At 64.7% G+C, this 14,186-nt stretch carries 12 protein-coding genes and 1 tRNA gene; 6 read left to right on the top strand and 7 right to left on the bottom strand.

The window, feature by feature from the left end:
- Window positions 1–183: 183 nt before the first annotated feature.
- From sucD to recA, 5 genes are all read right to left on the bottom strand, one after another.
- On the bottom strand, window positions 184–1,065 hold the full coding sequence (gene sucD / locus L5014_RS05745; RefSeq protein WP_035532387.1) for a succinate--CoA ligase subunit alpha: 882 nt from the start codon (window positions 1,063–1,065) through the stop codon (window positions 184–186).
- A 96-nt stretch (window positions 1,066–1,161) separates the two neighbouring features.
- Entirely contained in the window at window positions 1,162–2,328 is a 1,167-nt protein-coding gene (sucC, locus tag L5014_RS05740; protein WP_238462619.1) for an ADP-forming succinate--CoA ligase subunit beta, read from the bottom strand.
- 50 nt (window positions 2,329–2,378) lie between these two features.
- On the bottom strand, window positions 2,379–3,071 hold the full coding sequence (locus tag L5014_RS05735; RefSeq protein WP_238462618.1) for a DUF2889 domain-containing protein: 693 nt from the start codon (window positions 3,069–3,071) through the stop codon (window positions 2,379–2,381).
- Window positions 3,072–3,224: 153 nt separating this feature from the next.
- Window positions 3,225–4,130 carry a recombination regulator RecX gene (recX, locus tag L5014_RS05730; RefSeq protein WP_238462617.1) on the bottom strand — a complete coding sequence of 302 codons (906 nt, stop codon included), beginning with the start codon at window positions 4,128–4,130 and terminating at the stop codon, window positions 3,225–3,227.
- A 97-nt stretch (window positions 4,131–4,227) separates the two neighbouring features.
- Window positions 4,228–5,304, bottom strand: a complete 1,077-nt coding sequence (gene recA, locus L5014_RS05725; RefSeq protein WP_238462616.1) for a recombinase RecA — start codon at window positions 5,302–5,304, stop codon at window positions 4,228–4,230.
- A 269-nt stretch (window positions 5,305–5,573) separates the two neighbouring features.
- On the opposite strand from recA, the gene L5014_RS05720 reads away from it, so the two are divergent.
- The 4 genes from L5014_RS05720 to L5014_RS05705 all read left to right on the top strand — a co-directional run bounded on the left by L5014_RS05720 (window position 5,574) and on the right by L5014_RS05705 (window position 10,278).
- On the top strand, window positions 5,574–6,452 hold the full coding sequence (locus L5014_RS05720) for a response regulator transcription factor (RefSeq protein ID WP_238462615.1): 879 nt from the start codon (window positions 5,574–5,576) through the stop codon (window positions 6,450–6,452).
- Window positions 6,453–6,464: 12 nt separating this feature from the next.
- On the top strand, window positions 6,465–8,141 hold the full coding sequence (locus tag L5014_RS05715; protein WP_420800021.1) for a sensor histidine kinase: 1,677 nt from the start codon (window positions 6,465–6,467) through the stop codon (window positions 8,139–8,141).
- A 310-nt stretch (window positions 8,142–8,451) separates the two neighbouring features.
- Window positions 8,452–10,110: an MFS transporter gene (locus L5014_RS05710; protein ID WP_238462614.1), complete on the top strand. Its 1,659-nt coding sequence runs from the start codon at window positions 8,452–8,454 to the stop codon at window positions 10,108–10,110.
- A gap of 91 nt (window positions 10,111–10,201) precedes the next feature.
- A tRNA-Met gene (locus tag L5014_RS05705) sits at window positions 10,202–10,278 on the top strand.
- A 65-nt stretch (window positions 10,279–10,343) separates the two neighbouring features.
- Here L5014_RS05705 and L5014_RS05700 read toward each other — a convergent pair.
- Window positions 10,344–11,081, bottom strand: a complete 738-nt coding sequence (locus L5014_RS05700) for a FadR/GntR family transcriptional regulator (protein WP_238462864.1) — start codon at window positions 11,079–11,081, stop codon at window positions 10,344–10,346.
- 83 nt (window positions 11,082–11,164) lie between these two features.
- On the opposite strand from L5014_RS05700, the gene dgoD reads away from it, so the two are divergent.
- Both dgoD and L5014_RS05690 read left to right on the top strand, forming a co-directional pair.
- Window positions 11,165–12,313, top strand: coding sequence for a galactonate dehydratase (gene dgoD, locus L5014_RS05695; protein ID WP_238462613.1), 1,149 nt, complete (start codon window positions 11,165–11,167; stop codon window positions 12,311–12,313).
- Window positions 12,314–12,605: 292 nt separating this feature from the next.
- Window positions 12,606–12,905, top strand: a complete 300-nt coding sequence (locus L5014_RS05690; protein WP_238462612.1) for a hypothetical protein — start codon at window positions 12,606–12,608, stop codon at window positions 12,903–12,905.
- Window positions 12,906–12,948: 43 nt separating this feature from the next.
- Here the strand turns inward: L5014_RS05690 and L5014_RS05685 are convergent, their stop codons facing one another.
- A complete protein-coding gene (locus L5014_RS05685) occupies window positions 12,949–13,875 on the bottom strand; it encodes a CopD family protein (RefSeq protein ID WP_238462611.1) in 927 nt (308 codons plus the stop codon).
- Window positions 13,876–14,186: the final 311 nt, after the last annotated feature.

Genomic DNA, 14,186 nt, shown 5'->3' with positions numbered 1-14,186 from the left:
GTGAGTACGACGACAAAGCGCGGCCGCTCAAAAAGACGGCCGCGCCATTAAAAAAGCGAGGCAGCCATGACTGGCTCCCTCGCTTTTATCCGGAAACCTCGTGAAAGGATCCCGCAAGCATATCAAAAAACGCTGGCCACCCGCGCGCTTTACACAATGCGCGAGCAGCAGCGAATCTTGAAATTACAGAATCGACTTCAGCAGACGACCCATTTCCGACGGGTTGCGCGTCACCTTGATGCCGCAGCCGTCCATGATTTCCAGCTTCGCGTCGGCCGTGTCCGCACCGCCCGAGATCAGCGCGCCGGCGTGGCCCATGCGCTTGCCCGGAGGCGCCGTGACGCCCGCGATGAAGCCAACCACCGGCTTCTTCATGTTGTCCTTGATCCAGTAAGCGGCGTTCGCTTCGTCCGGACCGCCGATCTCGCCGATCATGATCACGGCGTCCGTATCCGGATCGTCGTTGAACATCTTCATGACGTCGATGTGCTTCAGACCATTGATCGGGTCGCCGCCGATACCGACTGCCGACGACTGGCCGAGGCCGAGCGCCGTCAGCTGGCCCACCGCTTCATACGTCAGCGTGCCCGAACGCGACACGACGCCGATGCGGCCCTTCTTGTGGATGTGGCCCGGCATGATGCCGATCTTCAGCTCGTCCGGCGTGATCGTGCCGGGGCAGTTCGGGCCGAGGAGCAGCGTCTTGCGGCCTTCGCGGCGCATACGGTCCTTGACTTCGATCATGTCGCGGACGGGAATGCCTTCCGTGATGCAGATCGCGAGATCGAGATCGGCCTCGACGGCTTCCCAGATCGCAGCAGCTGCGCCTGCGGGCGGCACGTAGATGACCGAAACGGTCGCGCCGGTGGCTTCCTTCGCTTCACGCACGTTCGCGTAGATGGGAATGCCCTCGAAGTCCTCGCCGGCCTTCTTCGGGTTCACGCCCGCGACGAACGCTTCGCGGCCGTTGGCATATTCACGGCAGGCACGGGTGTGGAACTGACCGGTCTTGCCGGTGATGCCCTGCGTGATGACCTTGGTGTCTTTGTTGATCAGAATCGACATGTATTGACCTCTGTTCGCTTGGCGTCGCGCGTCGCGCAGGTTGCGGCAAGTGCCGCAGCCGCGCGCCCTCGCGGCGCCATTCGTATCCGCTGAAAATTACTTGCCTTCGGTAGCCGCGACGACCTTCTGCGCAGCCTCTTCCATGCTGTCCGCCGAGATGATCGGCAGGCCCGAGTCGGCCAGCATCTTCTTGCCGAGGTCTTCGTTCGTGCCCTTCATGCGCACGACGAGCGGCACATTCAGGTTCACGGCCTTCGAACCGGCGATCACGCCTTCCGCGATCACGTCGCAGCGCATGATGCCGCCGAAGATGTTCACGAGGATCGCCTTCAGGCCCGGGTTCTTGAGCATGAGCTTGAACGCTTCGGTGACCTTCTCGGTCGTGGCGCCGCCGCCCACGTCGAGGAAGTTCGCCGGCTCGCCGCCGAACAGCTTGATGGTGTCCATCGTGGCCATCGCGAGGCCCGCGCCGTTCACGAGACAGCCGATGTTGCCGTCGAGCGAGATGTACGCGAGGTCGAACTTCGAGGCTTCGATTTCAGCCGGATCTTCTTCGTCCAGGTCGCGGTAAGCGACGATTTCCGGGTGGCGGAACAGCGCGTTCGAGTCGAAGTTGAACTTCGCGTCGAGTGCGATGACCTTGCCGTCGCCGGTGACGTTCAGCGGGTTGATTTCGGCCAGCGACGCATCGGTTTCCCAGAATGCCTTGTACAGGCCTTGCAGGATTGCGCGCGCTTGCGGAATCGATGCGGCCGGCACGCCGATCTTCGCGGCGAGGTCGTCGGCCTGAGCGTCGAGCAGACCCGTCGACGGCTCGACGATGACCTTGTGGATCAGTTCCGGATGCTTTTCGGCCACTTCTTCGATGTCCATGCCGCCTTCGCTCGAACCCATCAGAACGATCTTTTGCGACACGCGATCAACGACGAGGCTGACATACAGTTCCTGCTTGATGTCAGCGCCTTCTTCGATCAGCAGACGGTTGACCTTCTGGCCTTCCGGACCGGTCTGGTGCGTGACGAGCTGCATGCCGAGAATCTGGCTCGCGTATTCGCGGACTTGATCCAGCGACTTCGCCACCTTCACGCCGCCGCCCTTACCGCGGCCACCCGCGTGAATCTGCGCCTTGACGACCCACACCGGACCGCCCAGCTCTTCAGCGGCCTTGACCGCGTCATCCACCGAAAACACCGGCTTGCCGCGCGGTACCGCGACTCCGAATTTCCGCAGGATTTCCTTACCCTGGTACTCGTGAATCTTCATGCGTGATTCCTTCAGTCTGAGAGTTGGAGTGAACTTCGTTTCCGCTGTTGTTATTCATGCGTGAGAACGTCGGCCTTGCCCTCTTGGCTCGGGCCTGAGTTGTCGCGCACGCTGGGGGCTTCCGCACCGCGCTCTATTGAGCGTGGCGCATGGCCGTACCAGCGCGGATAAAACTGCTTGACCGCCTCGCCGTCGAACCGCAGCGCGTGGCAGCGGCCGAGCTGGAAAGGCGGCTTTTCGCCGACGGCTTTGTCGTCGGCGGTCTTGCTGGGTTCCGATCCGGGCGCTTCGCCCGGCGCTCCACTGGATACGTTCCACACCGCTCCGACAAACGCCTGGACCGCAACAGTCGGCAACACGCCCAGCATTTCGGTGAGGTGCGTGCAGCCAACCGTGCCAGCGAGGAGCTGGCCCGCTTCGCGGCGAAAGTTCTGGAGAAGATTGAGCCCGATAAGGGCCCGATAGGCGGGATTGGCGTTCTGGCACTGACCGTCGTAAGGCACCCAGTCGGACGACGCTTCTGCGTCGACGACGTTGAGCTTGCGATCGATCGTGATGCGGAGCCAGAGTTCATGGATCGGCAAACCGTTGGGCCGGACACCGGCGGCGAGCGGCACGTCGCGTGGCTTGTGGTCGGTCAGACACGCGTCGATGTCCCATAGACCGTCCTCGCGCTCATAGGCGACCGCCCGGATAGCGCGCTGATGACGCAACTGGCGAGGCGCTGGCGGAGAAAGCGGCATGCTATAGGTAAGACCGGACAGGAAAACCTCGCGATTTTAGCATACCGAGTATTTGAGACAGCAGCGAACCCACAGTGCCCGGCGGGGCTTGGCCACAGCCGTTTTTTGAGCCTGCCGGCTCAATTTTCCGGTCAGCTTTCCTTCAGTTTTCCGTCACTCGCCCTCGAAGCAGTCTTCGATGCCCTTCAAGATCTTGCCGATGATTGACATCGAGAAACCACGCGCGGCCAGGAAACGCGCCTGACGCGCGCGCTCGGCGGGAGTCTCGGGCAACTGGCCGTACTTCTTCTGCCAGACGGCGCGAGCGCGGGCGAGCTCGGTTTCGCGCAATTGCGCGTTCACTTCTTCGATGAGCGTTTCGCCCACGGCATGACGCTTGAGTTCGCTGACGATGCGCCCTGCCCCCAGGCGCGCGGCGCGGCGGTACACGACGCTTTCCGCAAAGCGCGCGTCGGAAAGCCAGCCCTCGCGTTCGAGCGCGTCGAGCAGCGCTTCGAGTTCGTCGGCGTTTTCGGTGAAGGGCATAAGCTTGCGCGAGAGTTCCGCGCGGCTGTACTCGCGGCGCGAGAGATAGCCGAGTGCACGCCCCTTGAGCGAACGCTCGGGACGCTGCTTGCTAGACGTTTCGTCCTTGCGCGAGGTGCGCGGCATGCGCGAGGTGGAGGTGCGCTCGAAGCGGTCGGCTTGCGGCGCGGCCGCTACGTGCGCTGCTTCACGTGCTTCTTCGTATACTTCGTGCTGCGTTTCAAACCGCTCGCGTTGCGTAGCACGGCGGATTTCGCGCGGCGCTGCGGACGAAGCCTCGGTGGGTGCATTGGCGGGTGCATTGGAGGGTGCATTGAAGGGCGCATCGAAAAATGCCTCGAACGGCACTTCGAATACCGCCCCGCCCTCGCTATCCAGATCGTGAGAAGCGGCAAAGCCGCGAGCGCCCGAATGGGCGTCGCGGCTTTGTGTGCCGATGCGTTGCGCGGCAGTACGGCGCGTTGCGCGCCGTGCTTCATGCAGGTGTTCCGCCTCGTCCGAAGCCGCGGACCTGGCTTCCGTGGACGTTGCCACGGGAGTTGCCGCGGACGTTTCCGTCTCATGCGGCACCGAAGCGGACCCGTCCTTGCGCATCACGATAGTGCTGACTCTCTGGCGCCGACTTCGGGACTTATTCTTCGCCCGCGACTTCGACTTCGCCGGAACCGTTGGCGTCTGCCGGCATCGTGCTCACGCCCAGCGATTCACGGATGCGGTTTTCGATCTCGCGAGCGATGTCCGGATTCTCGCGCAGGAACTCGCGCGCGTTGTCCTTGCCCTGGCCGATGCGCTCGCCGTTATAGCTGTACCACGCACCCGCTTTATCCACGATCTTGGCCTGCACGCCGAGGTCGATGATTTCGCCCTGACGCGAGATGCCTTCGCCATAAAGAATGTCGAAGATGGCTTCGCGGAACGGCGGCGAGACCTTGTTCTTCACGACCTTCACGCGCGTTTCGCTGCCGATCACTTCGTCGTTCTTCTTGATCGAACCGATACGGCGAATGTCCAGACGCACCGACGCGTAGAACTTGAGCGCGTTGCCGCCCGTGGTGGTTTCCGGGTTGCCGAACATCACGCCGATCTTCATGCGAATCTGGTTAATGAAGATCACCATGCAGTTCGTCTTCTTGATCGTGCCGGTGAGCTTGCGCAGCGCCTGCGACATCAGACGCGCCTGCAGACCCGGCAGCGAGTCGCCCATTTCACCTTCAATTTCGGCCTTCGGCACGAGCGCCGCGACCGAGTCGATCACGATCATGTCGATCGAGCCCGAGCGCACGAGCGCGTCGGTGATTTCGAGCGCCTGCTCGCCCGTGTCCGGCTGCGAGATAAGCAGTTCCGGCACGTTCACGCCGAGCTTGGCGGCGTATTGCACGTCGAGCGCGTGTTCCGCGTCGATAAACGCGGCCGTGCCGCCGAGCTTCTGCAATTCGGCGATCACCTGGAGTGTGAGCGTGGTCTTGCCCGACGATTCCGGACCGTAGATCTCGACCACCCGGCCGCGCGGCAGACCGCCCACGCCGAGCGCGATGTCGAGGCCGAGCGAACCGGTGGAGACTACCTGGATGTCCTCGACCGCCTCGCCGTCGCCGAGCCGCATGATCGACCCTTTGCCGAACTGCTTTTCGATCTGCGCGAGCGCGGCGGCCAGCGCCTTGCTCTTTTCAGCAGTCAGCCCAGCCGAGCCTTTCTTGCTATCTTCCATGAATCGTCCTTTGCTATGATGAACGGCGTCTGGTGACGACGCGCACGTGCCGCTGGTGACAAACTCGGGCACATACGCTTGAACGCAGACACTGTATAAAAAAACAGTAGTTTTGGCAAGCCCGTTTTTAGCGGACGCGCGTGCCGAAACCGCGAATTTTCGGAGACCGCCGCCCGACGCTGCCCGGGCTCGCCCCCAGCCGGGAGCGCTGCGCGCACCGCGACGCACAAAACGGGCTTAAAAGCGCTTCGAGGGCGACGCTGGCGCACATGCGAATTCTCATTGCCGAAGACGACAGCATACTCGCGGACGGTCTCGTCCGATCACTCCGCCAGGCGGGCTATGCCGTTGATCACGTGCGTCATGGCGTGGACGCCGATACGGCCTTATCGATGCAGACGTTCGACCTCCTGATCCTCGATCTGGGCCTGCCGAAAATGCCGGGCCTCGAAGTGCTGCGCCGCTTGCGCGCGCGCAATTCCAATCTCCCCGTCCTGATCCTCACGGCCGCCGACAGCGTGGACGAGCGCGTGAAAGGCCTCGACCTCGGCGCCGACGATTACATGGCCAAGCCCTTCGCGCTCAACGAGCTGGAAGCGCGCGTGCGCGCGCTCACGCGGCGCGGCGCGGGCGGCGGCCCCACGGTCGTGCGCCATGGCGCGCTGGCGTTCGATCAGGTCGGGCGCGTGGCCCGCATCAACGACCAGGCGCTCGATCTGTCGGCGCGCGAGCTCGGCGTGCTCGAAGTGCTGCTGCAGCGGCTCGGGCGGCTCGTCTCGAAGGAGCAGCTCGTCGACCATCTGTGCGAATGGGGCGAGGAAGTAAGCAACAACGCGATCGAGGTCTACGTGCACCGGCTGCGTAAAAAGCTCGAAGCGGGCGGCGTGCGCATCGTGACCGTGCGCGGGCTCGGGTACTGCCTCGAGAAAGAAGCGAATCCGGCGAGTGCACCCGCAAGTGCACCCACAAGTGCACCCACAAGCGCCCCCGCATATCCCCCCTCAAGCGCCCCGGCCGCGGCGAATCCCGCGACCACCGCGCGCACCGAGGCGTCGGGCGTCGATACGCCGGGCGGCGATACGTCGGGCGTCGACACGCCGGGCGCCGCTGCGCCACCCGCCATGCCGGCCAGCCACTACTACAAATAGCCAGGCGCGACGATGGCCGAGCCCGCTCCCGCCGCACACCCCGCGCCGGCCTCGTCCGGCGCCTCGCCGATGCCCCCAGCCGAGGCCGGCGCGCTCGACGACGAAGCGCGCGACGCCCGCTACGCCAACCCCTTCGCCCCGCCCGACGAGGCCGAAGCCGCGGCGGCGCGTCCGCGCTCGCTGTTCGGCGAAATTCTCGACTGGATGCTCGCGCCGCTTTTGCTGCTCTGGCCGATGAGCATCGCGGTCACCTATCTCGTCGCCAAATCGATCGCCAACGGCCCGTTCGACCGCGCGCTCGAAACCGATGCCTACGTGCTCGCGCGCCAGATCCATCCGGTCAACGGCGTGGCTGAACTCTCGCTGCCCAACTCCACGCGCGACTTCCTGCGCGCCGACAACATCGACAATGTGTTCTACCAGGTGCTCGGCAGCCGTGGCGAGCTGGTGAGCGGCGACCGCGAGATGCCGCTGCCGCGCGACGAAGACCGCCCGCCCGCCGGCCTCGTGGAATTCCGCGACGACATGCTGCACGGCATCGACATCCGCGTGGCCTATACGACGGTCGAGCTGCCGAATCTGGCGGGCTCGCAGCCCGTGCTCGTGCAGGTGGCCGAGACGCTCGACAAGCGCCGCCAGCTCGCCAACGACATCATCAAGGGCGTGATCCTGCCGCAGTTCGTGATCTTGCCGCTCGCGATCCTGCTCGTCTGGTTCGGCCTCTCGCGCGGCCTCGCGCCGCTGCACGCGCTGCAGTCGAACATGCGCATGCGCCGCCCCGACGACCTCTCGCCGCTCGAAGCGCGGCGCGCCCCGCCCGAGATCGAGCCGCTCGTCACCTCGTTCAACGATCTGCTCACGCGCCTCGAGCAGAACATGCAGCTGCAAAAGCGCTTTATCGCCGATGCCGCGCACCAGATGAAGACGCCGCTCGCGGGCCTGCGCACCCAGGCCGAACTCGCGCTGCGCCAGGACGCGAGCGCCGAAGTACACCGCTCGCTCGAGCAGATCGCGACGAGCTCCGAGCACGCCGCACGGCTCGTCACGCAATTGCTCGCGCTCGCGCGCGCCGAGAACCGCATGTCGGGGCAAGTCTTCATGCCTGTCGATATCGCCGACGTGGCCCGTCACGCGGTGCGCGACTGGGTGCAGCCCGCGCTCGCCAAGCAGATGGATCTGGGCTACGAAGGCCCGGAACCCAACCTGTCCGACCGGCACGATAGGCACGATAGGCACGATAGACACGAAGGGCACGAGGGGCACGCCAGCCACGACGAAAACGGCGGACGCAGCACGCAAGGCCGCTCTGCGCCGGTGCAGGTCGACGGCAACCCCGTGATGCTGCGAGAGATGCTGTCGAACCTGATCGACAACGCGATCCGCTACACGCCCGCCGGCGGCCGCATCACGGTGCGCGTGCGGCCCGAACCCGCGGCGCACGCCGTGCATCTGGAAGTGGAGGACACCGGCATCGGCATTCCCGCCGCCGAGCGCGAGCGCGTGCTCGAGCGCTTTTATCGCATCCTCGGGCGCGACGGCGAAGGCAGCGGCCTCGGACTCGCGATCGTGCGCGAGATCGCGACGATGCACGGCGGCACGCTCGCCATCGACGACAACGTCTATCAACTCGAACCGCGTCTTGCCGGCACGCTCGTGCGCGTGACGCTGCGCCTGCGTGGCGCAAGCTGACAGCATTCGCTCGAAACTGACGGCAAAACGGCCTGAATCGGGGATGGGACTTACCCTTAGCGGGCACTAACCCAACCCGCACGAATCCGATCAATAGACGAAGTTGACCTGCAGTTACCTACTATTCGCGGCAAATTAACGGTGATTAGCCAATCACGGAAAGCCGGAAACGCCTCACGAAAAAGGCTCCCTGCCGTCAGAACCCCGTAAGTTTCCATTCCAATAATGCATCGCAGGACCGCACGAGCCCCGAGGTTCACCGCCCGGGCGGGCCATACCAACACGCGGCATATCAAAATTGGAGACACATATGGCAACCGTTGGCGGACAAGTCTCACACACGCCGATGACCAGCGATGAAAAACGCGTGATCTTCGCGTCGTCGCTCGGCACGGTGTTCGAGTGGTACGACTTCTACCTGGCCGGCTCGCTCGCGGCCTATATCAGCAAAAGCTTCTTCTCCGGCGTGAACCCCACCGCGGGCTTCATCTTCACGCTGCTCGGCTTTGCGGCGGGCTTCGCGGTGCGGCCGTTCGGCGCGATCGTGTTCGGCCGGCTCGGCGACCTCGTGGGTCGCAAGCACACCTTTCTCGTCACCATCGTCATCATGGGTCTCTCGACCTTCGTGGTGGGCTTCCTGCCGGGCTACGCGTCGATCGGCATTGCCGCGCCCGTGATCTTCATCGCCATGCGCCTCTTGCAGGGCCTCGCGCTCGGCGGCGAGTACGGCGGCGCGGCCACCTACGTGGCTGAACATGCACCGCCCGGACGCCGCGGCTTCTACACCGCGTGGATCCAGACCACGGCGACGCTCGGCCTCTTCCTCTCGCTGCTCGTGATCCTCGGCGTGCGCACGACGGTGGGTGAAGAGCAGTTCGCCTCGTGGGCGTGGCGCATCCCGTTCGTCGCGTCGATCCTGCTGCTCGCGGTTTCGGTGTGGATCCGCCTGCAACTCGACGAATCGCCGGCGTTCAAGCGCATCAAGGCCGAAGGCAAGATTTCGAAGGCGCCGCTCTCCGAAGCGTTCGGCCAATGGATGAACCTCAAGGTCGTGATCCTCGCGCTGATCGGCGTGACGGCGGGCCAGGCCGTGGTCTGGTACACGGGCCAGTTCTACGCGCTCTTCTTCCTCACGCAGACGCTCAAGGTGGACGGCGCGAGCGCCAATATCCTGATCGCGCTGGCGCTCCTGATCGGCACGCCGTTCTTTCTGTTCTTCGGCGCGCTCTCGGACAAGATCGGCCGCAAGCCGATCATCATGGCCGGCTGCCTGATCGCGGCGCTCACCTACTTCCCGCTCTTCAAGGCGCTCACGCACTTCGCGAACCCCGCGCTCGAAGCCGCAACGGCACGCGCGCCGATCGTGGTAATCGCGAACCCCGACGAATGCTCGTTCCAGTTCAACCCGGTAGGCACCTCGAAGTTCACGAGTTCGTGCGACATCGCCAAGAGCGCGCTCTCGAAGGCTGGCCTGAACTACTCGAACGTCGCCGCGCCGGCCGGCGCGCTCGCACAGATCAAGGTGGGCGACACGACGATCGACACCTTTGACGGCAAGGCGGCCGGCGCGAAGGAGGCCGGCGCAACGTTCGAGAAAACGCTCTCGGGCGCGCTGAAATCGGCGGGCTATCCAGCCAAGGCGGACCCGGCGCAGCTCAACTGGCCGATGACCGTGGCGATCCTGACCATCCTCGTGATATTCGTGACGATGGTGTACGGGCCGATCGCAGCGATGCTGGTGGAGATGTTCCCGACACGCATCCGGTATACGTCGATGTCGCTGCCCTATCACATCGGCAACGGCTGGTTCGGCGGCTTCCTGCCAGCGACGGCCTTCGCGATCGTGGCGGCCAAGGGCGATATCTACTCGGGGCTCTGGTATCCGATCATCATTGCGCTCGGGACGTTCGTGATCGGCATGCTGTTCGTGAAGGAGACCAAGGACTCGGATATCTACGCGCAGGATTGACGTTGCCAATCGCTGCGGCCCGGCGGCCCCGAAAAAATTGGGAGATAGTGCTTGACAGGTCGCCGGGGCGTCGCCATAATCTTCCTTCTACGGCGAATTAGCTCAGTCGGTTAGAGCGACGGAATCATAATCCGCAGGTCCGGGGTTCGAATCCCTGATTCGCCACCAAATGCGAAAGCCGCTGTTCCGCAAGGAACAGCGGCTTTTTCTATTTCGGCACCGCTGCAGTTCCCTCACCCTTCGATGCGCTCGCGCGTCACACGCAGCAACGCCGCCATTGCGGCGCTCGCCGCAGGCGCATCGCGCCGGCCAATCGCCTCGAACACCACCGTATGGTCGGGCAACGCGGCGTTGAACACGTCCGCGCGCTTCGCGTTCACGCGCAACTGGCCTTCGAGCGTGCGCTCGATCAGCGTGCCGAGCGGCACCAGCAGTTCGTTGCGGCACGCCGCGAGCACGGCCAGGTGAAAGCGCAAGTCGGCGCGCACCCATTCGTCGACGTTGCGCGCTTCGGCCATCGCGGTATGTGCGTGCGCGAGCCGCTCGAAGGCGTGCGCATCGTGCGCACTCGCGGCGAGTCCCGCCGCGAACGGCTCGATCATCTCGCGCATTTCCTGAAGCTTGAGCGCAAACGCGAGCGGCGGCGCGACGCGCGCGTACCAGTCGAGCACGTCGGCGTCGAGCAGGTTCCACGCCGTGCGCTCGCGCACCCGCGTGCCCACCTTCGGACGCGATTCCACGAGCCCCTTCGAGGTGAGCGTGCGCAACGCCTCGCGCAGCACTGTGCGGCTCACTTCGAAGGCCGCCATGAGTTCGGCCTCGCGGGGCAATATCTCGGCGGGCGCGTAGTCGCCGCGCAGGATCGCGCTGCCGAGTTCGAATGCCACCGTTCCGTGCAGATCGCGCTGAATGGTCGTTCTCCTGGGGGATGTCCACCGTAAATACCCAGATACTGGGAGCTTAAGAGAAATAATACTATTAATAGCACTTAAAAGCGATTTTTGCAGTAGCATGGTCTCCGCGATGTGACGATTCGTCGACAAGGAGACTCCGCATGAAAATTACCAGGCTCGAAACCTTCGTCGTGCCGCCCCGCTGGCTCTTTCTCAAGATTGAAACAGATCAGGGGATCGTCGGCTGGGGCGAGCCGGTGGTCGAAGGCCGGGCGCACACGGTTGCAGCCGCCGTCGACGAGCTCGCCGACTATCTGATCGGCAAAGATCCGCTGCTTATCGAAGACCATTGGCAAGTGATGTATCGCGCGGGCTTCTATCGCGGCGGTCCTGTCTCGATGAGCGCGATCGCAGGCGTGGACCAGGCGCTTTGGGACATTAAGGGCAAGCATCATGGCGTGCCGGTGCACGCGCTGCTCGGCGGCCAGGTGCGCGACAAGATCAAGGTCTATTCGTGGATCGGCGGCGACCGTCCGAGCGACGTCGCGAACAACGCCCGCGCCGTGGTCGAGCGCGGCTTCAAGGCCGTCAAGATGAACGGCTCGGAAGAGCTGCAGATCATCGACACGTTCGACAAGGTTCAAGGCGTGATCAACAACGTCGCGGCGGTGCGCGAGGCCGTGGGCCCGAACGTCGGCATCGGCGTGGACTTTCACGGCCGCGTGCACAAGCCGATGGCAAAGGTGCTGGCGAAGGAGCTCGATCCGTACAAGCTGATGTTCATCGAGGAGCCGGTGCTCTCGGAGAACGTCGAGGCGCTGCGCGACATCGTCAATCAGACGAGCACGCCCATCGCGCTGGGTGAGCGGCTCTACTCGCGCTGGGATTTCAAGCACATCCTCGCGGGCGGCTATGTGGACATCATCCAGCCCGATGCCTCGCACGCGGGCGGCATCACCGAGTGCCGCAAGATCGCCGCGATGGCCGAGGCCTATGATGTCGCGCTCGCGCTGCACTGCCCGCTCGGGCCCATCGCGCTCGCGACCTGTTTGCAGATCGACGCAGTGAGCTACAACGCGTTCATCCAGGAGCAAAGCCTCGGCATTCACTACAACAAGGGCAACGATCTGCTCGACTACATCAGGAATCCCGAGGTCTTCAAGTACGAGGACGGCTTCGTGTCGATTCCTCAGGGCCCGGGCCTCGGCATCGAGGTCAACGAGGAGAAGGTGCGCGAGATGGCGAAGACGGGGCATCGCTGGCGCAATCCGGTGTGGCGTCACGAGGATGGCAGCGTCGCCGAGTGGTGATGTAGTCGCGGCGTTACGTGACGCCCTGGCTGCTGGGCGTTTCAGCGCCGTAACGTTTGAGGCCCTTTTTCGGGCCAACCGCCGCATCCCGCCTTCGGGCGGGTGTTTCGAATGGCGCTTTCGCACACAGCGAAAGCGCCTGCAAAGGCCCGCCGCGCAAGACCCCGGCGCCCTTCGCATACCGTCCGCGCGCAACGCGCGGCGCGACCTGGCCCTCGCTGGCCTGCTCCTTGCTGAATTCCCTGCGAAGCCGAAACCCATTTTGGCTCGGTACCCAGCCGCAGGGATTCACATGGAAACGATGCTCCCCGACTATCTGATCCGCGAACAGGCCGCCGTCGGCGCTTTGGTCGTCTTTGGCCTGATGCGCGTGATCGTTGCCGCCGTCGCGCGCACGCGCGGCTGGCGCATCCTCGTCGTCGAGCAGAGCCTGATCGGCGTCGCGGTTCTGTGGTGCGCGCCGCAGCTCGTCGACCTGATCGCGCATCCTTCATCAGGGCTCGCACTCGCCGGGCTCGAGGGCAAGGCCATCGGCTGCGCCATCGCCCTCTTCTTCTCGCCCATTCTCAGTCACCGGCTCGGCTACGAATGAAGCGGCGGCAGCGCACGCATGGGTTCATCACTGGCCGCGCGTTTCAACCCTGCAACACATAGCCCGGCACGCTGTGCCCAAGCACGGCCGCGACGATGAGTACCGCCATCATCACCAGCGCTTCGAGGTGCAGCACGTTGACGAAGCGACGCGCCACAGCCGTCGACGCCGCGCGGCGCAACTCGGGCATCGCCACCATGCGGTTGAAGCCGCCCAGCAGCATGGCCAGCACCACGAGCGCGAGCTTGGCAATCAGCACGTGACCCCACGCGCTCGTTGCGAGCACGCCGAATGCGCCGCCGGTGCCGCGCAGGACATTGAACACACCCGTCGCGAGCACGAGTCCCACGGCGAAGAGCGCCACGTTGGACACTTGCCCCGCCGTGCGGATGAGCACGCCGCGCGCCGTCGAGGCGCCCAGCGCCGGCAGCACGGCCAGCCCGCCGGCCATCACGATGCCGCTCCATGCGCTCGCGCTCAGCACGTGCAGCGTCTGCACGCCGAGCGCCGCCGAGGCGAATCCCGCATCGGCGGCGTGGCCAAGGCCCGCGCGTCCCGCAGCCGTGGCGATGAGCGCAAGCCAGAGCACGCCGTCGCGCATCGGCGTGGCGGGCATCAGCGCCGTGCCGAGCACCACCAGCGCGCCCACGAACGCGACGCTCCACGCGTGGCCCACGTGCGTTTGCGCAAGCACCGTCGGCACGACGCCGAATGAGCCCGGCAGCGTCCCGCCGCTGATCGACGCGCTTTCGTAGAGCAGCCAGATTGCGAGCGCAATCGCGAGCACGAGCGAACCCGCCCGCAGCGATGTTTGCGCGCGCAGCCATGCGGGCCGTGCGGGCGCGACCGCGCTACGCGCGTCCTTCTCGAGCCACGCGCCATAGAGCGTCGAGCCCAGTGCAAACGCATAGGCGATGTTCACGAGGGCGGCCATCGCGACCTGCCCGATCCACAGCCAGTCAGCTTTCATCGAACCGCGACCTCCCGGCGTTCACGACAGATGGGGAGCGGGGCGAGGCCTGCGGCACGTGCCTGCAGCATCGAAGGGGGAAGTGCAATTGGAGTCATCGAGACGAGTGGCAAGGAAACAACAAGAAAACAAGGTGGAATCGACATCAAGGTTGGCGCAGCGACGCAACCGCATCGGTGGCACGCGTGTGCGCCGTTTCGAGATGTGCCTGCTTCGATAGCCGCCGCGCGGATCGGTTCAACCGCGGGTCAACCGTGGGGTCAACAGCGAGGTCAACGACAGGATCAGCCGTGGGGTCCAACCGTGCTTCG

Origin of the sequence: Paraburkholderia tagetis (assembly GCF_022213065.1) — a bacterium.
Taxonomy (GTDB): Bacteria; Pseudomonadota; Gammaproteobacteria; order Burkholderiales; family Burkholderiaceae; genus Paraburkholderia; species Paraburkholderia tagetis.
This window is presented reverse-complemented; position numbering and strand designations above follow the sequence as displayed.